This window comes from Bradyrhizobium hipponense (assembly GCF_008123965.1).
GTDB lineage: Bacteria > Pseudomonadota > Alphaproteobacteria > Rhizobiales > Xanthobacteraceae > Bradyrhizobium > Bradyrhizobium hipponense.
On record NZ_VSTH01000007.1, the window covers coordinates 97566 to 117276 of the forward strand.

Consider the following 19711-nt stretch of genomic DNA (forward strand, 5'->3'; position numbering starts at 1 on the left):
GCCGCCTTCCTGATCCAGACCTTGTTGTCGTGGAACGCGGCCCCGCCGATCGGCGCGATGGTGTCCGCGTCGGTCACGGCGACGCCTAGCTCAGGCGATCGCCGATCCACGCCAGGCCTGGAAGTTGCGAGGGCTGCGAACAGCCAGACGCGGCTATTGTATTGCGGGCATCATGATGCGGGCGCAAGCGCTATTGCAGCGCAATTCGAAGCCAACCGATCAGCGGATTCGAGCCGAGCTAGCGCCGCATCTGTGCCGTTGCGGTACCCACATGCGCATCCTGCGTGCCGTGCGCCGCGCCGCGCAAATGATGGGCGGCACTGACAGCTCCTCGGCGAGCCACGGGGGACGCTATGAACGCTCCCCTAACCATGGATCGCCGTCACGTGTTGATGGGCGGTGGCGCCATCATCGTGAGCTTCTCTCTCGGCCGAACCGCGGCACAGCAGCAGGTGCCGGCTGGCACACCCAAGAGGCCAGGCAGCCTCGCGACAACTCCTTACCTTGACTCGTGGATTCGGATCGATGCCGACGGCCGTCTCACTGTGTTCACCGGCAAGGCAGAGCTCGGCCAGGGGATCAAAACCGCCTTGCAACAAATCGCCGCCGAAGAGCTCGATGTGCCGTTTGAATTGCTGACGCTCACTACGGCCGACACCAAACTGACCGCAAACGAGGGTTACACTGCGGGCAGTCACTCCATGCAGGACAGCGGCACGGCGATCCAGAACGCGGCCGCGCAAGTGCGTGACTTGCTGATCGGCGAGGCCTCGCGCCGGCTGAGCCAGCCGATTGAAAGCCTGCGAACCGAGAACGGCGCGGTCATCGGTCCGGATGGCACGCGACTACGCTATGGCGAGCTCGTCGCCTCCGGAATGCTGCACGTGCAAGCACAGCCGAGTTCAAGGCTGAAGGATCCGGTGACCTTCAAGGTGATGGCTCGGTCGATTCCGCGGGTCGACATCCCGGCCAAGGTGACAGGCGGCGCGGCCTATGTGCAGGATATGCGGCTGCCCGGCATGCTGCATGCGCGCGTGGTGCGACCGCCGAGCTATGGGGCTCGGTTGACAGACTGCGACACTTCCGCGGTCGAGAGGATGCCGGGCGTGGTCAAGGTCGTCCACGATGGCAATTTCCTGGCCGTGGTCGCAGCAACCGAATTTCAGTCGATCAAGGCCATGGGCGCTCGCGGCCGCTGCGCGGTGGCAGGAAAGCACGAGGCTGCCAAAGCAAGGCGATCTGCATAAGGTATTGAGCAAGCTGCCGTCACAAGATTCGGCAATCCTTGAGCTCAGCGCCCCCGCGATCACGGGCCAGCGAACGATCGAGGCGACTTACACGCGGCCCTACCAGCTGCATAGGTCGATCGGGCCGTCATGTGCGGTCGCTCAGCTCAATCATGGTGCGATGACCGTTTGGACCCACACGCAGGGCGTCTATCCCGACCGCCAAGCCATCGCTGAGCTGCTGCGCATGGCGCCCGAAAGGGTTCGCCTCATTCACGTCGAAGGCTCGGGATGCTACGGTCACAATGGCGCCGACGATGCCGCCGCCGATGCCGCGTTGATTGCCGGCGCCCTGCCGGGACACCCGATACGTCTTCAATGGATGCGTGAGCAGGAGCATGCCTGGGAACCTTTTGGCCCAGCCATGGTGACGCGACTCAAGGCATCGGTTAATGCCAAGGGGCGGATCGCGGAATGGCAATTCGAGGTGTGGAGCAATACCCATTCGATGCGCCCAGGCGGCGCCGGTGCGCTCCTTGCCGCGCAACACAAGGCGCAACCGATCGCCGCGCCGGAGCCAAAGCCCCTCCCGTTGCCGGAAGGCGGCGGCGACCGCAACGCGATCCCGATCTATTCGTTTCCCAACACAAAGGTCGTGCATCACTTTATAGCTGAGATGCCGCTCCGGGTCTCTGCGCTGCGAGCCCTCGGCGCCTACCACATGTTTTTTCCATCGAGAGCTTCATGGATGAGCTCTCGGCTGTTGCAAATACGGATCCTGTAGAGTTCAGGCTGAGACACCTCAAGGACCAGCGCGCTCTCGAGGTAATCGAGCAAGCTGCGAGAGGCTTCGGCTGGGCGAGCGATCAGAAGCCGCCAACCGACCACGGCTACGGATTTGCTTTCGCGCGCTACAAGAACCTCGCTGCCTATTGCGCCATCGCCTCCGACGTCGAGGTCAATCGTGACACCGGCCGCGTACGCCTCGTACGCGCTGTTGCCGCAGTCGACGCCGGACAACTTATTAATCCCGATGGGCTGATCAACCAGATCGAGGGTGCGATCGTGCAGTCAATGAGCTGGACGCTCTATGAGAGCGTAACGTTTGACGATTCAAGGATCACCAGCCTCGATTGGCAAACATACCCCATCCTGCGTTTCAATGCGGTGCCGGAAAGCATTGAGGTTCATATCATCAACCGGCCCGGACGACCGTTTCTTGGTAGCGGCGAGGCCGCGCAGGGACCGGCTGCTGCTTCGATCGCAAACGCGGTTGCAAATGCAATTGGCAAGCGCGTGCGCGATCTGCCGCTCACGCGAAAACGCATCAAGGACGCGATTCAGGCATAGCCCGACCCTATCTCGCGGCGAGGCGGTGGCCCTGCTGGGCGTCTTGATAAAACATCCCGGCATCCCGGTGTCGAAAGCTACTCTTATCGAGATGGTATGGTCCGGCCGGGCGGTGGAGGACAGCAATATGACGGTTCAGATCGCAGCGCTCCGCCGCGCACTGGCGCATGGCGGCGATGCGCGCTGGATCGAAACGCTGCCGCGGCGCGGCTATCGCTTTAGCGGCTATCGCTTTATAGGTCCGGCCGCCACGTCGAGTGGATCGGGTTGTAACACTCGGGAGGCGTCGGATAAGGAACGGTGACGACTTCATCAATTCGAATGATGCGACGGCGCCGCCCACGGCACAATCTCGTATAGGAGCCGCGGTCCGGGGCGCCCGCCCCTAGAGGCCTACGCGCAGACGGGGAGGACAACCGTGCCTAGGGCTTTGCGACACCTTCTCATCCCGCTGACAATCGCATTGGTGGTCGCCGACAGAATTCGATCTGCGACCCATTCGGACAACTTGACACACCGCGACCGGCTCGCTGAAGAGCCGGCCCCGAGCGTCAAGGTCCGGGAGGAACTTGCGATGCATGGACGGATGGCTGCCGTACCTGCGCGCGCCACCACGATGGGACGATTGACTGCTCCAATGTCGGGATTGTCGCCAGCGACATAAGCTCAATAAAATCAGGCACTTCTCGCAAGCCCGACGACGTCGTGTGTACCACCCCCTACTGAACGTTACCTTGGCCTGACGAGAAAATCCTGGAGGCGGCAAACGGCATCGCGAAAGACCTCATCAATCGATCTCGCAAATGAACATCACAGAGCCGTCTACCCGCAATCACACCACTCTTGGACATCATTTTCGAGTAGATCGATCGCCGCGAGCGCGGATAGTTCGTCAGGTCTCATTTTGCTTTCCGGGGATGGAATAGCTCCTCGACCGACTCTTTCGGGTCCTTGATCCGAGAGCGGTCCTTGCGATCATTCTTTTGCGCATCGAGCTTCTGCAGGAAGCGGAAGCGCGGCGATCGGGTCGCGTGCCCGGACCGGCCGTGCTTTGTCATGCCGAAACCCTTTTGGCCGCCGTGCGTCATTTGATCACCAACGCAACAGTGCGGCTCATTTCTTGCACCCGAGAGCCGCCACCGGGGCCAAGCTTCATGGCGGAGAAAGGATAGCCCTGATCATCAAACAGCGCGAGGCTTCGAACGCGGCCAGCGGCGACCTGGTATGGCGGAAATTCCTTCATTCCGGGGACGTTCTCAGGACGGCCACAGAGCCCATGACTGTGGATCGGCGTGGGGTGCCGACGCCGATCAACATCCTTCATCTCTCGTATGGTTCCGCACCGTCGTACTCAGACGGCGCTCGTGACACACGACCCAAACCGGCCATGGCGCGCCGCAAGGCGGGAACTGTGGTATCCTCCGTCAAACGCGATGGGACGGTTCAATGAAGCGGCGGACCCTCAAATGGCACTTGCTGCTCGTGCTGAGCGTCCTCGTGTCCTCGCCGGGCTCCACGACAGCACAAAATGGCCTGGCATCCCCACCTCTTAGGCGCTGCTCGCCCGTGCCGACGAGGTGATCGAATGAGTGCGCCAGGCAAGCTGGTGCGATCCAGCCGGTGGAAGACCGGTCCGAGTAAGGGGTAGCGCCCGCTTGGTAGCGAATGTTGCGTTGGCGACAGTGACCGCGAAGCGTACAGAGCGATTGCACACGGATCTGAAGATGCTCTCCCGGGTCTCGAGGAGGACCAACGTCGTGAAGCGGGACTTCGATCTCATCGTCTATGGCGCGACGGGTTACACCGGCCGTCTCATCGCCGAATATCTGGCGACGTCCCATCGCGGCGACGATGCTCCGTCCTGGGCGATCGCTGGACGCTCGACCGACAGGCTCCAGAAGGTGCGTGCCGACATCGGCGCACCAGACGATTTGCCTTTGGTTAAGGCGGATGCCGCCGAGCCGGCCAGCCTGCGTTCGATGTGCGCGCGTGCGGCCGTGATCATCACGACACGGTCCCGAGCTTGTGGCGGCCTGCGCGGCCACGGGCACTGGCTATGTCGATCTATGCGGCGAACCGGCTTGGATGCGGCGGATGATCGACGCCCATCACGAAGAGGCGAAACGGACCGGCGCGCGCATCGTCTTCTCCTGCGGCTTCGATTCCATCCCGTTCGATCTCGGCGTGCTCACGTTGCAGGAGAAGGCGCGCGATAAATTCGGACGCCCAGCGCGGCGGGTCAAAGCCCGCCTGCGCAAGGCGAAAGGCGGCATGTCTGGCGGCACTGCGGCGAGCGCTCAGGCGACCTTGGCCGCTGCTGAGACCGGGACCCAGCCCTATCTTCTACACCTCGTTTTCTCCGCAAGGATAATAGCTGCTGAGGCCAGAGCGGACATCACCGTTCCGCAATTCTGATTTGTGCGCAACGACAGATCCACTTTCGCGGCAACCTACAAGGCCATCGATCTCACGCGGACGTAGGAACCGGGCGCGTTTTCGATGATCGGTAGCCCGCCGCTGCCGGGTTCGCGAGCCGGAACGCGGCCTTCGTCAAATAGGGTTACCCATTCGTCCCAAAGCGGCCACCACGACCCTTGATGAGGCGCAGCGTTGACGAACCATTCGTCCGGACTGGGCGGCAAATCGTCGTTCACCCAATGCCCGTATTTGGTGCCTGGTGGGCTGATGACCCCAGCCATATGGCCAGCATCGGATAAAACGAACTTGACCGGTCCGGAGTACAAGCGTGTCGCCGCATAGGTCGATTTCCACGGCGCGATGTGGTCTTCGCGGGTAGCCAGAATGAAACTCGGAGTCCTGACTTTCGACAGATCTATCGGCGTATCCGCCAACGTGATCCCACCGGGTTTTGCCAGGAGATTTTCGTGATACATCCTGCGCAAGTAGAACGAGTGCATCGCCGCGGGCATGCGGGTCGAATCGGAGTTCCAAAACAAAAGATCACCGGGCGCCTGCTTCTTGCCGAGCAGATAATTGCTAACGACAAACGACCAGATCAGGTCATTGGCGCGCAACATGTTGAACGTCGTCGCCATTTGATGCGCTTCCAGATATCCATGCTGGCGCATCCGTCTTTCGAGAGATGCCAATTGCTCTTCGTCTATGAAGACGGCCATATCCCCCACTTCGGCAAAATCGATGAGCGTCGCGAAATAGGTGACGCTTCTAATCCGGTCCTCGCTCTTCGCGGCCAAATATGCCAGCGTCGAGGCGAGCAGCGTTCCGCCGAGGCAATAGCCGATCGCGTTGACGCTATGCTCTCCGGTCGCAGACTCGATAGCATCGAGGGCCGCCAAGGGGCCCTCGAGCAGGTAGTTTTCAAAGTTCTTCTCAGCGTGCTGCTTGTCGGGATTTACCCAGGAGATGACGAAGACAGTATGTCCCTGATCGACGGCCCATTTGATGAAAGAGTTCTTCGGCTGCAGATCGAGAACATAGAACTTATTGATCCACGGTGGCACGATGAGGAGTGGCCGCCTGCGAACCTCTCGTGTCGACGGCGTATATTGGATTAGTTGCATGAGCTCGTTTTGGTAGATGACTTTTCCGGGAGTCGTTGCGATGTTTTCGCCGAGGCGGAAAGCCTTCATGTCGGTCATCGTAATCGCAAGACGGCCATTGCCGCGCTCCAGATCGGCAAGAAGGTTCTCCAAACCGCGCAGCAGGTTCTGTCCGCCCGACGCCAAGGTTGCGGTGAGGACCTCCGGATTGGTAATGACGAAATTGGAAGGGGACAGGGCATCAACCAGCTGGCGGGTATAGAAGTCGACCTTGCGGGCAGAGGCCTCATCCAGGCCTCTGACTTCGCGGATTGCAGAAAGAACCGACGCTGCCGCAACAAGATAGCTGTCTTTCACAAAGCTGAAGACAGCATTCTCGCTCCATTCCGGATGCTTGAACCGTTTATCATTTGGGGTATCGGCCTCGCGTGCACGCAGCATGAGCATGCGTACCGCGGTTTTCTGCCAGATATCTACCATGTTGTAGAATAGGTCGATCTGAGCGCGTGCGACCACCGCCGGGTCCGTCATCATCCTCGTCATGAGCTCGAAAAAATCAAACCCAAGCATTGACCTTTCGCCCACGCCGAACTCAATCGCGTCAGGCTCATGGGACGTGAAGTGCCGCATCAGTACTTGGGTTTGTTTCGTGATGTTACGCAGTTGCGCTGCAAGGGCAATCGGATCCCAGATGGGCTGCTGCATCCACTTCTCGGCCATAAGTCTTTCCTCCTGACAGGCCTGACCAGGTAGCTTCCAAAAAACAACACCCCACCGCATGCGGTTGGTGACACGCGCGGTCGGCAGCAGGGTTGATTGGTTATGATAAAGCCGGGTTTCTGTGCACCAGCCCCTGTTCGTCGCCGGCGCGCCCATGGCCCTAAGAACTTCCACCTGCTTCCGCATGAGTTGGTGGCGTGTCAATAGAATGCGACGGCGATACGCTTTTCTTTACGCCAGACGACTGCACAGCGGCGTAGGTCACCGTCCGGAATGACGGTCAGCGCGAATTCGTCGGGAATCTTTCCATCTCCAACAATGTCCAGAGCGGCACCGTATGCGGAGATGCTGCGTATCATGCAATCTGCATTCGAACGGCCGAAGCTGATTGAACCTGACTTTGGGATGCGTGTCGAATGAGAACCTTTCTGCTCCATAATTTTTCTCCGAGTAAAGGGTTCACACCGCAGAGCGCAAATCGATTGTCGATCTGGTTCCTTGCAATCAAAACGAGCGTCAAAATCTCGGGAGCCGATCCAATCTCAATGCGCTGAATCAAATAAATGCCATTAAAATATCAGATTAAATACACAAATTAAACTAAAAAGTGTAAAGTTGATCGAGATTAAATGGGCGCCTGGAGGCTGAATGAGCGTCGTGCAAGGGCTTGCGTTTGCTGCAAATTTAGCGCCGATGCTTTTGGTACCCATCAAAGGGCCTACACCATTGGCATTTGATCCAAGCGAGCTTTAAATCGCTCACCCTGTTGGCTGTTTATTTCGAATCCCACGGGCCGCGTCGCATTTGTTGGTTTCGGCGGCCGGCGACAGGGGACCGGACCGACGTGGGTCGATGCCATTGCTGACACCGCGCTTACACGAATACGGCCGAAGCAGAGATCCCGCAGGAGCGGAGCGAGGGCAGGCTGGTCACCCAGGGCGGACGCTTCGGCGCTTGGCCACACTTGCATTCAACAGCGCGAGCGGCATCGGCCGGGGCCGCATCAGCGTGCTAAAGGTCGATGGCAAAGGTCGTCGCAAGCGAGAAGATGGACGTACGTCTCCCCTAGCCCTGCAATGGGACGAACCTTTGACGTCGGCACCACACCGGTATCCCGGTCAACAACAAGAATTAGCAGGTGCCGTTGAAGTTCGCCGGCAAGCTCAACAAGCTGACACTCAAGAGCGACCGACCGAAGCTGACGGCGGAGGAAGTTAAGAAGCTGCAGACGGTAGGGCGGAATAACCGAATGAGCGAATAGCGCCTCCGCAGTCGTCGACGGAGAGCGGCCGCGCTAATGAGGGCGGCCGTTCTGATTATTTATCGAACGACTAACTTCCGGAATTGGCCCAATGGACACGTTCGGAGCCCTTCCGAAATCGACCGCTTGTCGGGGCAGAGCGGAGGAAGCAAGGCTGTCTGACTACCGTCGCTCGTGACCCAACGCGGACTTGGACACCTTGACAGTAAATGCCAGCCGCAAGCGCGTCAGTTGAGTCGGCAAGCGGCCCAAGTCTTTTTGATTTAACGGATACGGGCCGTCTTCGGTCATAGATTACGGCAACTCATCGCCCGCCGGCAGAGATCCCGACTTCCGCCGGAACCTCCAAGACGCGCGACTGTTGTAGCGCAGAGGCCTCATGCAATGGACATGATCACGCGCGCCATCGGCCCGGACGCCGCCCCAGCGAGGCAGGTTTGTCCAGTGAACTCGCACGACGAGTGGGATCCGCTGGAGGAAGTGATCGTCGGAAGGCTCGACGGTGCGGCCATCCCGTCCGATCATCCGGTTGTCACCTGCAACATTCCAGGCATGACTGGGCGGGCCCAGTCGCTGCTCGCAGGCTTCCGCTATCCAAAGATCATGATCGAACCGGCGCAGCGCGAGCTTGATGGCTTTATTGCGCTGTTACAGTCGTTTGGCGTCGTCGTAAGGCGGCCGGAACCCGTCGAGCACAAGAAACACTTCAGCACGCCGGAATGGTCTTCGTGCGGGTTCTGCAATTCCTGTCCGCGCGACAGCATGCTTGTGATCGGCGACGAGATCGTCGAAACGCCGATGGCTTGGCCGTGTCGCTACTTCGAGACGCACTCCTATCGTCCGATCCTGAAGGACTACTTTCGACGCGGCGCGCGCTGGACGGCTGCGCCCAGGCCGCAACTGACAAGCGAGCTGTTCGATGCACAGTTTCGCCCCCCGAAAAAAGGTGAGCCGATCTCATACATCCTGACTGAATTTGAACCAGTCTTCGACGCCGCCGATTTCGTTCGCTGCGGGCGCGACCTGTTCGTGACCCGCAGCAACGTAACCAATGCATCCGGCATTGAATGGCTGCGTCGCCATCTTGGGGACGGTTATCGTATTCATGAGATCGAGAGCCGCTGTCCCAATCCCATGCATATCGATACCACCATATTGCCGCTTGGGCCTGGCAAGATTCTGATCAATCCCGAATACATAGACGTCGACCGTCTCCCGGCCATCTTAAAAAAATGGGACATCCTTGTAGCCCCAGAGCCCGACCCTATCACCGATCGCATGCTGAAGATCACTTCCCTGTGCGGGAAATGGCTCAACATGAACGTCCTAATGGTGGACGAGAAGCGCGTCATCGTCGATCCGCATCATACGGGAACAATGCGCGCGATGGAGAAATGGGGATTCGAGCCAATTCCATGCGAGTTCTTGCACTACGCCGCATTTGGCGGCGCCTTCCACTGTGCCACGCTCGACGTCCGACGGCATGGCACATTGGAGAGCTATTTTTGAACGCTGACCCTTTCGCGAGATCCACATTGCGCCGCACGGACTATGAGGTGATTTTCAGTCCGATGATGCCCGAGAGAATGAGGCCGATACAGGTAAGCCGAAGCAACGTCACAGGCTCATTGAAAAGATAGATACCGAGCGCTGTAGTGCCGATGGTGCCAATGCCCGTCCACACCGCATAGGCCGTACCGACCGGCAGCGACTTAAGGGCCAGGCCGAGGAATCCAATACTGGCCACCATGGCGGCGACCGTGCTGATCGTGGGTAACAGGCGCGAGAATCCTTCCGTGTATTTGAGGCCGATCGCCCAGGCGGGTTCGCACAGGCCAGCAATGAGCAGGAAGAGCCAAGCCATGGGAGATCCTCCCTAAAATGTTTGTTCAACTCAGTGCCTGTCCACGCTTTTTGCCGTTCGTGCAGCGTGTCCGCGTAAGAAAAACAGTGCAGCGAAGAATTATGAATTTGAAAAGAAGAAAACAGCCTATTTCGCACGAGGGGGCGGGCATCCGCGATCAAATTTGCCACTGGCTCCTCGGCTCTCAGATTGTCTGCTTATCGGGGTAGACCGGAAGTCGTTGGGGCACAGTCAGAATGACGCGATTGGCCCGCATGCGAAGTTAAGACCGGCCCTTGGATTGTCGGGTCGCAGGGGCAGAGCGGAAGCGGTTCGCCTAGCGCGCGACAGTCGCGATTGACCCCAACCGGACCTTACGCGCCCCAAGGCAGGAACTGTGGTATCCTCCGTCAAACGCGATGGGACGGTTCAATGAAGCGGGGCCCCTCAAATGGCACTTGCTGCTCGTGCTGAGCGTCCCGTGTCCTGCGATTGCACACGGATCTGAAGATAGCTCTCCCGGCTCTCGAGGAGGACCAACGTCGTGAAGCGGGACTTCGACCTCATCGTCTATGGCGCGACGGGTTACACTGGCCGTCTCATCGCCGAATATCTGGCGACGTCCTATCGCGGCGACGATGCTCCGTCCTGGGCGATCGCTGGACGCTCGACCGACAGGCTCCAGAAGGTGCGTGCCGACATCGGCGCACCAGACGATTTGCCTTTGGTTAAGGCGGATGCCGCCGAGCCGGCCAGCCTGCGTTCGATGTGCGCGCGTGCGGCCGTGATTATCACGACGGTCGGGCCTTATCAGCTCCACGGTCCCGAGCTTGTGGCGGCCTGCGCGGCCACGGGCACTGGCTATGTCGATCTGTGCGGCGAACCGGGTTGGATGCGGCGCATGATCGACGCCCATCACGAAGAGGCGAAACGGACCGGCGCGCGGATCGTCTTCTCCTGCGGCTTCGATTCCATCCCGTTCGATCTCGGTGTGCTCACGTTGCAGGAGAAGGCGCGCGAGAAATTCGGACGCCCAGCGCGGCGGGTCAAAGCCCGCCTGCGCAAGGCGAAAGGCGGCATGTCTGGCGGCACCGCGGCGAGCGCCCAGGCGACGTTGGCCGCCGTCGCGCGCGACCCGGCCCTGATCCGGCTGCTGACCGATCCCTTCGCGTTGACGCCGGGGTTCACCGGGCCGTCTCAGCCGTCGGGCCTCGTCCCCGAATACGACCCGCGCATGAACGTGTGGCTCGTGCCGTTCCCCATGGCGCCGATCAACACCAAGAACGTGCACCGCACGAATTTCCTGTTGGGTCATCCCTACGGCACGGACTTCGTTTACGACGAGATGATGGTCGCGCCGGGATTTGGGGAAATCGCTCGCGTGACGACGGAGACGTTCGCCACGATGGTTTCCTTGGTCGGGACCGGCGGTCTCAAACCCGGCGCAGGCCCGACTCGGGAAGAGCGCGAGAAGGGCTTCTACGACATCCTCTTCTTGGGCGAGCTGCCGGATGGCGGACGGGTTGAGGCGGTAGTCACGGGCGACCGCGATCCGGGCTATGGCTCGACCAGCAAGATGATCGCCGAGAGCGCTCTCTGCCTCGTGCGCGACGTGCAGGGCGAGGGCGGCACCTGGACGCCGGGCGCGCTGATGGGTCCGGCATTGCGCAAGCGTCTGAAGGAGCGCGCCGGCCTCACCTTCAGCGCACGTTGAGGTAACGCTCAGCGGCGCTCTTGACAGAAGTGCTCGGGGCCCAACTCTGATCTTTTTTGCTGCTCTTGGGGGTGAAGCGGACTAAGATATGCCGATTATATTGACTGCGTCGCAGCTTCAGGCGTTCGTTCCAGAAAATGGGCGTGCGCATCGGGAATACGTCCCAAAGCCATAGGGATTAAATGGAATATGTTCCTCCCTTGAAGTCTCGCGCCGCTGCGGGTGCCGAACTGATAGCAGACCGCCCCCACGGTCTTCTTCTCTCTCTGTGAGGGAGGAAGCCGGTATTGAGCCGCCGAAAGTCTCAGGCGCTCCGATGGGACTCGTCGTTTCGAACGGAAACTGGATTAGGCGCGTTTCATCAAGTCGGGAACATCCAACCGCATTCGTTGCGCGGCCGCCCGACCGAGAACGACGCCTCAGATCGAGGACGAATGTATGCGCCAGATTCCGTTGAGAGCCAGAGGAACGTTTACATTGCGTGTGCAACCCGAACATCTTGCCAATCGATTCAAGGACGCCATATTGCCGCAAGTACTTGCGACGCCCGTGATGATTCTGATCATGGAAAACGCCGCGCTCAATGCCATCAAGCCGTTTCTGGATGCTGGCGAAAGCGCGGTCGGCACTGCAGTAGATGTACAACACTTCGCCCCTACGCCTGTAGGCCACGAGGTGTGCGCGACGGCCGAGGTAGTCAACGTCGAGGGAAAACGAATTGGCTTCAAGGTGTCGGCAAGCGACGGCATGGAAGAGATCGGCAGCGGAACCCACCAAAGAATCGTGATCGATCTTCATTCGTTCAACGCGCGCCTTGCCAAAAAGAGCAGCCACTAACGCAACCTACTCAACTATGGAAACCAGCGACGGAGTTCGAATGCGCTGTTGGGGAGACGACGCTCGCGTCCCGACCGAAGGCCTGCATAAATTCGGTCTGAAGCCCGACCCGGACCTCCTGCAAAGTCTGCCCTTATGTTAGCTGCTCGGGGTAAAGCGGACTGGTTGTGCGCAGTGCGAGCTATTCCGAGTGTGCACAAAAGCGACCTCGCTGTCCGCAAGTCGGCGTCGAGAGAGGCCGAAGGTGCCCTTGAGGCGTTCGGCGAAGTGTGTCACCGTACGAGGGGCCAAGAACAAGCAGAACCGCGCCATACTATCGACTTTCGCTGAATGCGGAAGGAGGGGGTGCCAATGGCCACGCAAGATTCACCCAACCTTTACGAGCGGCTAGGCGGTGTCTACAGCATTGCGACCGTCGTAGACGACCTCATCGACCGCGTAATGGCCGACCAGCGGCTCAACGCCAATCGCCTGGTCGACGAAGCGCACCACAAGGTACCACCGGCAGGCTTCAAATACCTGGTTACAGAGATGCTATGCTGGGCCGCCGGAGGTCCGCAGAAATACACCGGCAAGGGACATGCTGAGTTCGCACCGGCACCTGCGCATCACGCCGGGCGAGTGGGACGCGTTCATGGACGACGTGGCGCAGACGCTCGACAAGTTCGCAGTCCCGCCGACCGAGCGGGCCGAGGTCGTGGCCATCGTCGAGAGCACACGAGCTGACATCGTCGTCTAAAGACGCAGCCGAGCGTGCTGAGAAGTCCGGCTTTGGCCCATCGCTTCCGTTGACGCGGTGTACCCAAAGGCCGGTTCATAGGGGCAGACCGGAAGTCTGAAGCCGAGTACCAAACCAACGCGATTGACCCAGAGCCCGGACGGACGTAATCGGATGACAGTCGCATGCTAGATGTCGGCATCCCAATAGGGCGGCTTCCCGAAACAACAGGCGAGATGGCTGACGAAGGCGCGCACTTTCATCGACATCAGGCGGTTACCGGGATAAACGGCGTAGATGTCACTGGCTGGCAGCTCCCATCCGGGAAGTATGCGCTTGAGCGCGCCCGTGCGCAGCGGTTCGGCCGCAGCCCATGTTGGTAGCACCGAGATTCCGATGCCATCGAGACTACGGCCTTTCACGTGAGCCAAAAGCCGGGTGCCGAAACAGGCGGATCCTTCTCGTTTTGGGAGGCGGTCGTCCCACCGGGAGCGAGAGCTGCCTTTCTGCAATTGGCCGCGCCTCGACCGGCTCCACGCTCCAGCCCACTTAGGCAGGATCAACCACCCGTGTGCCCAGCGGGTTGTCGATCCTGGATCGTCATTCGCGGACTTCTTTAACACAATCCGTCAGCAGAAGAGGCTCCTCGATCGCAACACTAACTTCGGTGTCAGAATCTGATACGATAGTTATTTGAAATTACAGAACAATTTCGGCCTCCTGATTGTTGTTCTTCCTGCGACAGGCGTTCTCGCTGTCGCGTCAACAACGGAGGATTCTTCGATGAGCAACAGGCTCGCAAGTTACCTCATCGCGGGTGCGCTCGCCTCCGCGCTTGCCCTTGTATCACCGGCCCTTGCCCAGAGAGCGGGTGGCGGTGGCGGTGGCGGGCACGCTATCGGCGGCGGTGGTGGCTTCGGTGGCGGGCGAGCCATCGGCGGCGGTGGCGGCTTCGGCGGCGCCCGCGTCAGCGGCACGGGCATAGGCCCGCGCACCGGAGGCATGGTCGGCCCGCATTTCGGCGGCGCTCGTTTCGCGGGGACGCCCTTTGCGGCGCGTGCGGCATTCGTGCCGGGTCAACGCTTCGCGTTCCACCCCGGCTTCCATCACCGCTTCTTCCATCGTCGCTTCCACCGCTTCGCCTTCTTTGGCGCGCCCTTCGTCTACGCCGCCTACAACTACGACTATTGCTGGCGCAGAGTGTGGACGCGATATGGACTGCAGTGGGTCAACGTCTGCTACGATTACGGCTACTAAACGCTGGCGAACGTACATCATTGTGATGATCGCCACTGGCGAAGTGAAGAGGCTGGTGGCGATCGTCGCAGGAAGACTATGACGGGTGGCCACCGCCGCATTCTGGTCGTCGAGGACGACCCGGAAACCGCCGGTCAGCTCATGGAACAGCTCACGACGGTCGGATACCAGGTGGATTTGGCTTCCAGCGGCAACGAAGCGCTGAGCTACGGTGCGGCACACGACTATGCTGTGATCACGATCGACCGCATGCTTCCCGACATCGATGGCATTGCAGTGATGCGCCGGTTGCGCGACGGCGGCGTCGCCGCGCCCTTCCTGATGATCAGCGCGCTCGGAGAAGTCGACGACAAGGTCCGTGGCTTGCGGGCCGGCGGCGACGACTATCTGGTCAAGCCTTTCGCCTTCCGCGAGTTGTTGGCGCGACTGGAAGCGCTCGGGCGGCGCAGCGACACCATCGCCAAGGAGAGGCTCCTGCGCGTCGGCGATCTCACAATCGACCTGATCTCGCGGACCGCCAGCCGGCGCGGCAGGGAGATTCTCCTTCTGCCCAAGGAATTCCAGCTTTTGGAATATCTGGTGCGCAACAAAGACCGCATCGTGTCGCGGGCGATGTTGCTGCAGCACGTCTGGGATCTTCATTCCGATCAATCGATGAATATAATTGACGTCTATGTCGGACGCCTGCGCCGCAAGGTGGACGACCACCAAGCCTATCCACTGATCCATACGATTCGCGGTATGGGATACTGTCTCCGTGCTCATAGCTAAGACGCTCAGCTCAACGACTTTCAAGCAGGTGCTGATCGCGATCGGCTCCTTCGGCGTGATCGCGTCGGCGATCTTCGGTTACGTCTACCTATCGACCTAAATAGGTCCGCGGGTTTTTCTACGAAGCTTCAGCTCGTGATCAAACCTCAAGACCGCCATTGGGCTCGCCACGCTGCTCGCCCGCACCGACGAGTGATCGAATAGGCGCAGTTCTGTACACATACGATGCTGCAAGCGCTCAGGTCTGAAACTGGCCGGTTTGCGACCCGCCGGTCCGACCTGACGGCGTCAGCTTTTCCGGTCAGACCGGAAGTAGCCCGCTCAGCGGCAAACCGGCGCGATTGACCTGAAGCTGTCATCAAAACGCTCGCTGGAAAGGGAGCGCGTGCTCAGTCACGTCGATATGCCTTGAACGAGAGGAAGGCGCCGAGCCCCAGAAGCACGATGGCTCCTGGAATGATCGCACCGGTGGCCTGAGCAATTCCGCCGGCAATTGCGGCCAGGCCGGTTGGGAAAAGCATTCAAGGCCGCTGAGGATGGCAAGCCAGCCAAGGAGGGTCACAAGCACCGGCCATTCCTTCGTCCAGCGATTGTGAGCGCGCACAATGGCAAGTCCTGCGACGAACAAGAGGGCACCGGACACGAAGATGAGCGCGGGGTTGCGGGAAACCTGTTCAGCCAACTCAGGGAACGAGCCAATGTTCAGCAGCATTCCGGCAGCGATTGCGACAAGCGTGGGACCGATCAGGCCGGCGATCGTTTTCGAGGTGGTCATCTGGTTGGCCTCCGGTCCGAGCATTACCAGTCTCTTTCTACTCTCGCGACGCAGAGCGCTTTTTCCCGCCAGAAAGCGCGTGAATTCAACCGCCTCACCACCGTGAACGCTCTCAAATCCAAGGCCGCGGTAGAAGTGGACGGCGCGCGACACGTGGGGGTCGGGAGGGTAACCGCGCTGATGCTCTCGATCATTGTGGCCACGCTCCGCTGCGGATGCGCCACCGGCTTATTACAAGCCGGATCCAGTCCCCTCCAGTTGAGCGAACCGGACGATCAGAATCTCCTTCATCGTCATTCTGCCGTTGGCGAGCTTCTCCGCCAGCATGAGCTGCTGCCTATTGGGCAGGCCGGCCGGTATCACCATTTTCCCACCCGCTTTCAATTGGTGGATCAGCGGAGGAGGAATGAGATCGGGAGCGGCCGTCACGATCACCTTGTCAAAGGGAGCGTGCTCTGACCAACCGTGATAGCCATTTGCAATCTTGAGTTCGACATTGCTGCAGCCCTGCTGCCGGAGCCGTTGTTTCGCCTTCTGGCCAAGCTCTTCGATGATTTCAACGGAGTATACCTTGCGGGCCAGCTGCGCGAGGATGGCGGCCTGATAGCCAAGACCGGTACCGATTTCGAGAACGCTGTCGTCGGCCTTGATGTCGAGCAGATCGGTCATTAAGGCGACGACAAATGGCTGCGAGATCGTCTTTTCGAAGCCGATTGGAAGCGGAATATTGGCATACGCGTACGGCTGAAATTCGATTGGTACAAACTCATGCCGCGGCACCTTGCCCATGGCCGTCATGACGCGTTCGTCAAAGGCACTCTTGCCGATTGTGTCACGCAGCGCAAAGGCGCTGGCGGCGATAACCGCGAGCATGTCTTTACGCAAAGCCTCAACGTCTTCTGCTCGCATTGGTAACTCAAGAGCGCTGCACCCGGCGCACGCCTAGCCAGGCTATTGCAATCACTGGCCACCCGTCACGACCGCTCCCGCGGGCAGATGAACAAAGTTCCTCAAGCGGAACTCCATCTTCCATGACGCGCTAGGTCGTCGCAGGCCCATTGAGGACAACGAGACGCCTTCAAACGGGCGGGAAAGATTGTACAATCTCGCCAGCTGCCTTTGAAGCGGGACATGCCGAAATCTTCGCGGCGGAGCGGGCAGCGACCGTGCCGTCGGCAGGCATTTTGACTGGCAATCCGGCGCCGCTCCTTTAGCTACGCCGCCAGCATTTACATTTCGCAGGCTCGCGCTGCTCCAGCAGCGCGGAACGCTTTGGTGAAAGCAACGGAGGATCACAATGAGCTGGTCCTATCTCCCTAGATGGAAATTCACGGATAGCTGCGGAAGGCCGCGGGTGCCCGGAGGGATCCACATGGGCTGCACCCATGACGCCCATACGCAGCAAGGCTATGCAACACGGCGCGCGCTACTCAAAGCTGGGGTTGCGATCGTCGGCGGTGCCGGGCTGGCGACAGTTGTCGGCCCCCGCGAGGTATTCGCGCAAATCCGCGTCTTTCCACCACCGCCACCGGCGGTGAGCCCGATCGCCGGTCTCATGGATACGCATGTTCACGCGGCGCCCGACGTCTTCGGGCGGTCGCTGGACGATGAGGAGGTCGCGACCCTCTATAAGGATCGCGGGCTGGAGTCGCTCGTTCTCAAAAATCACGTCGTGCCGACTGCGGACCGGGCTTGGTTCGCGCGCAAGCACGTTGCCGGCCTCAAAGTATTCGGCGGAATCGTCCTTAATTCACCGGTCGGCGGAATAAATCCGGATGCCGTTAACTGGATGTGGCGCATGCAGGGTGGCTTCGGCCGCGTCGTGTGGTTCCCCACCTTCGATGCCGACAACCATGTCAAGCATTTCAAGGACGCGCCGGAAGGTATCAAGGTGCTCGACGCTAACGGAAAGGTTCTTCCGGCAGTGCGGGAGGTACTCAAAATCTGCGCCGAGCAGAAGCTCGTCGTTCAGACCGGGCATCTATCGCCAAGCGAGGCCCTCGCTGTCATCGAGGCGGGCCGCGACGCCGGCGTGGATCGCATGGTTGTCACCCATGCTCAGTTCGAGGTCGTCAACATGGGCTTCGAGCAAATGAAGAAGGCCGCGTCGATGGGCGCGAAGCTCGAGCTGTGCGCGATGGGTCCACTGATGGGACCGGAGGCGCATTTGGAGTGGATGCGGCACTGGCGACGAGTGAAGGTCGAGGAGAGTGCCGCCGCAGTGAAGGAAGTTGGCGCAGAAAACTTTATACTGGCGACCGATCTCGGTCAGACGGGCAATCCAAGCCCGGCCGACGGGCTGCAACTGTTCGTCACCGATCTGATGAAGGCCGGCCTGACTAAAGATCAGATCACGACGATGGGACGGGAGGTGACTGGCAAGCTGCTGATGGGCTAACTCGCGGTCCGTTACCGCTGATGCGGCACGCGCCTGAATAGAGGAATAGGTGTGCCTGAGCACGCCGCGGGCCATGCATGGACGACATTCGCTCCAACACCACCTTCCCTTCCGCCCCAATCCGGTAACTGGAGCGGTCTTGAATGATGCCGGCTTCGAGGCGCCTCATCGCTGCGTGTTGGAGCGGGAGTCTGATGAAAGTCGCGATGAGGATTGAGAACACCACATTTGGCGCGATTACGATAGACGGAAAGACGTATGAGCACGACGTGGTCATTCGCCTTTCCGGCGAAGTTGTGAAGCGGACGCCCCTTGAGACAGCAGGTGTTCAAGAGCGCGTTGATGTGTAGCCGGCATAGCACCAAACATGCACATAGCTGATGCGTCGTCCGTTGGACTCCGCCTTTGCCCCGCAATTGGGGGACAAGCGGATATCAATCCTGCCTCATCTGACCGCCTCGATCTGCTCGGCATTCCCGTTCCCCCCGCGAGCCTGATCCGGCTTGCCGGCGCAACTTTCATGATCCTTGGCGTCGCCCTGATACGGACGTAGCCGCAGAAGATGACGCGGCCGCAGTCGCTATTGTTACTGCGTCAGAAATCTATATGCGACGATCAGAACCACCGAGATCATGAAAATCAGCAGTGCCGTGATTGATTTTCGGATAATTGGCCTCGTTGAATGGCGTGCAGCCGACAGACCGGGCTGAGGTTTAGGCCGTCTCTGGAACCGCACGACTTGTCCCTCTGTTGTTGGGGTGCGGGGCTTTGGCGCTGGTGCCGCGCCCACGCCTCCCATCTCGCTGTAATAAGCGTTGTAGACTTCGCGCACGGCCAGGGCCGTGGACTCGGCCTCGCTCATCGTCTCGAGTCGGGCTCGATAATTAGTCAGAAAGGTCTGTGCGTTTGACGGAAGGTCATCGAAACCACCGAGCTTGGCCATCATTAGCCAAGTGGCAAAATCCACCTCGGCCTTTGTGCGAGCTTTCTTGGCGATACTGGTGTTGGAGCTAGAGGACATGGTGGTCCGGTTGTTTCGCCCACCCAATCTCGCCGGCTTTTATGGCGTCGTTGGACAGTTCGCTTGGGTATCTAGGGTTGCTCGTCTCGTGCGCGATACCGATCAAATCACGATTCTAGCTTGTACAACCTGACATCCCTCCCCGACCAACACATGTCCGCTGTTGTGAAGGTGCTATGGGCGAGCGGCGAGAGCATGGCACCATGGGCGCTGTTCAACGGCTACCGATGGAGGTCTCCGATGTCGCAACATTTTCGTTTTGACGCAAGCAGGTCCCTCACCGCTCTCGAGCAGGATAG

General features: G+C 59.9%; 18 protein-coding genes and 3 pseudogenes. 13 read left to right on the forward strand and 8 right to left on the reverse strand.

Annotation, left to right across the window (positions count from 1 at the left end; all coding sequences use genetic code 11):
- The first annotated feature begins 124 nt into the window (after positions 1-124).
- The 3 genes and pseudogenes from FXV83_RS45345 to FXV83_RS43790 all read left to right on the forward strand — a co-directional run bounded on the left by FXV83_RS45345 (position 125) and on the right by FXV83_RS43790 (position 2880).
- The gene (locus tag FXV83_RS45345) at positions 125-508 is read left to right on the forward strand and encodes a 2Fe-2S iron-sulfur cluster-binding protein (RefSeq protein ID WP_430648922.1); all 384 of its coding nucleotides are present in this window, start codon (positions 125-127) and stop codon (positions 506-508) included.
- Positions 393-2576, forward strand: a pseudogene (locus FXV83_RS01050) (xanthine dehydrogenase family protein molybdopterin-binding subunit). The gene FXV83_RS45345 and the pseudogene FXV83_RS01050 overlap by 116 nt, the downstream one beginning before the upstream one ends.
- Positions 2577-2601: 25 nt before the next feature.
- Positions 2602-2880 (forward strand): winged helix-turn-helix domain-containing protein, encoded by a 279-nt coding sequence (locus FXV83_RS43790; RefSeq protein ID WP_347341020.1) that lies wholly within the window; start codon positions 2602-2604, stop codon positions 2878-2880.
- A 780-nt stretch (positions 2881-3660) separates the two neighbouring features.
- On the opposite strand, the gene FXV83_RS42325 is transcribed toward FXV83_RS43790, so the two are convergent.
- Positions 3661-3819: a hypothetical protein gene (locus FXV83_RS42325; RefSeq protein WP_187435568.1), complete on the reverse strand. Its 159-nt coding sequence runs from the start codon at positions 3817-3819 to the stop codon at positions 3661-3663.
- A gap of 481 nt (positions 3820-4300) precedes the next feature.
- Here FXV83_RS42325 and FXV83_RS01060 point away from each other — a divergent pair.
- A pseudogene (locus FXV83_RS01060) lies at positions 4301-4892 on the forward strand (saccharopine dehydrogenase family protein); the annotation flags it as partial.
- A gap of 134 nt (positions 4893-5026) precedes the next feature.
- Here the strand turns inward: FXV83_RS01060 and FXV83_RS01065 are convergent.
- Together FXV83_RS01065 and FXV83_RS01070 are read right to left on the reverse strand one after the other, a co-directional pair.
- Positions 5027-6817 (reverse strand): PHA/PHB synthase family protein, encoded by a 1791-nt coding sequence (locus FXV83_RS01065; RefSeq protein WP_187435569.1) that lies wholly within the window; start codon positions 6815-6817, stop codon positions 5027-5029.
- Between the two features lie 200 nt (positions 6818-7017).
- Positions 7018-7254: a PilZ domain-containing protein gene (locus FXV83_RS01070; protein ID WP_148736892.1), complete on the reverse strand. Its 237-nt coding sequence runs from the start codon at positions 7252-7254 to the stop codon at positions 7018-7020.
- A gap of 1208 nt (positions 7255-8462) precedes the next feature.
- Here FXV83_RS01070 and FXV83_RS01075 point away from each other — a divergent pair.
- On the forward strand, positions 8463-9587 hold the full coding sequence (locus FXV83_RS01075; RefSeq protein WP_235939277.1) for an amidinotransferase: 1125 nt from the start codon (positions 8463-8465) through the stop codon (positions 9585-9587).
- A gap of 40 nt (positions 9588-9627) precedes the next feature.
- Here the strand turns inward: FXV83_RS01075 and sugE are convergent, their stop codons facing one another.
- Positions 9628-9942 carry a quaternary ammonium compound efflux SMR transporter SugE gene (sugE, locus tag FXV83_RS01080; RefSeq protein ID WP_148736893.1) on the reverse strand — a complete coding sequence of 105 codons (315 nt, stop codon included), beginning with the start codon at positions 9940-9942 and terminating at the stop codon, positions 9628-9630.
- A gap of 523 nt (positions 9943-10465) precedes the next feature.
- Here sugE and FXV83_RS01085 point away from each other — a divergent pair.
- The 4 genes and pseudogenes from FXV83_RS01085 to FXV83_RS43795 all read left to right on the forward strand — a co-directional run bounded on the left by FXV83_RS01085 (position 10466) and on the right by FXV83_RS43795 (position 13211).
- Positions 10466-11635: a saccharopine dehydrogenase family protein gene (locus tag FXV83_RS01085; RefSeq protein WP_148736895.1), complete on the forward strand. Its 1170-nt coding sequence runs from the start codon at positions 10466-10468 to the stop codon at positions 11633-11635.
- Positions 11636-12073: 438 nt separating this feature from the next.
- Complete coding sequence (locus tag FXV83_RS01090) at positions 12074-12472, forward strand: thioesterase family protein (RefSeq protein WP_148736897.1); 399 nt, start codon at positions 12074-12076, stop codon at positions 12470-12472.
- A gap of 351 nt (positions 12473-12823) precedes the next feature.
- Positions 12824-12997, forward strand: a pseudogene (locus tag FXV83_RS45350) (group I truncated hemoglobin); the annotation flags it as partial.
- Between the two features lie 55 nt (positions 12998-13052).
- Complete coding sequence (locus FXV83_RS43795) at positions 13053-13211, forward strand: globin family protein (RefSeq protein ID WP_235939278.1); 159 nt, start codon at positions 13053-13055, stop codon at positions 13209-13211.
- Positions 13212-13378: 167 nt separating this feature from the next.
- Here FXV83_RS43795 and FXV83_RS42330 read toward each other — a convergent pair whose 3' ends face one another.
- Positions 13379-13612, reverse strand: coding sequence for a LysR substrate-binding domain-containing protein (locus FXV83_RS42330; protein WP_187435570.1), 234 nt, complete (start codon positions 13610-13612; stop codon positions 13379-13381).
- Between the two features lie 361 nt (positions 13613-13973).
- Between FXV83_RS42330 and FXV83_RS42335 the strand changes: the two genes are divergently transcribed.
- A complete protein-coding gene (locus tag FXV83_RS42335; protein ID WP_187435571.1) occupies positions 13974-14447 on the forward strand; it encodes a hypothetical protein in 474 nt (157 codons plus the stop codon).
- Between the two features lie 78 nt (positions 14448-14525).
- On the forward strand, positions 14526-15218 hold the full coding sequence (locus FXV83_RS01115) for a response regulator transcription factor (protein WP_148736904.1): 693 nt from the start codon (positions 14526-14528) through the stop codon (positions 15216-15218).
- Positions 15219-15576: 358 nt separating this feature from the next.
- Here the strand turns inward: FXV83_RS01115 and FXV83_RS01120 are convergent, their stop codons facing one another.
- Positions 15577-16146: an FHIPEP family type III secretion protein gene (locus FXV83_RS01120; protein ID WP_148736906.1), complete on the reverse strand. Its 570-nt coding sequence runs from the start codon at positions 16144-16146 to the stop codon at positions 15577-15579.
- A gap of 78 nt (positions 16147-16224) precedes the next feature.
- The gene (locus FXV83_RS01125) at positions 16225-16902 is read right to left on the reverse strand and encodes a protein-L-isoaspartate(D-aspartate) O-methyltransferase (protein ID WP_148736908.1); all 678 of its coding nucleotides are present in this window, start codon (positions 16900-16902) and stop codon (positions 16225-16227) included.
- 463 nt (positions 16903-17365) lie between these two features.
- Here FXV83_RS01125 and FXV83_RS01130 point away from each other — a divergent pair, with 463 nt between their 5' ends.
- Complete coding sequence (locus FXV83_RS01130; RefSeq protein WP_148736910.1) at positions 17366-18391, forward strand: DUF6282 family protein; 1026 nt, start codon at positions 17366-17368, stop codon at positions 18389-18391.
- Positions 18392-18585: 194 nt separating this feature from the next.
- The gene (locus FXV83_RS42340) at positions 18586-18741 is read left to right on the forward strand and encodes a hypothetical protein (RefSeq protein WP_187435572.1); all 156 of its coding nucleotides are present in this window, start codon (positions 18586-18588) and stop codon (positions 18739-18741) included.
- Between the two features lie 236 nt (positions 18742-18977).
- Here the strand turns inward: FXV83_RS42340 and FXV83_RS43800 are convergent, their stop codons facing one another.
- Positions 18978-19412, reverse strand: coding sequence for a hypothetical protein (locus tag FXV83_RS43800; protein WP_148736912.1), 435 nt, complete (start codon positions 19410-19412; stop codon positions 18978-18980).
- Positions 19413-19711 lie beyond the last annotated feature (299 nt).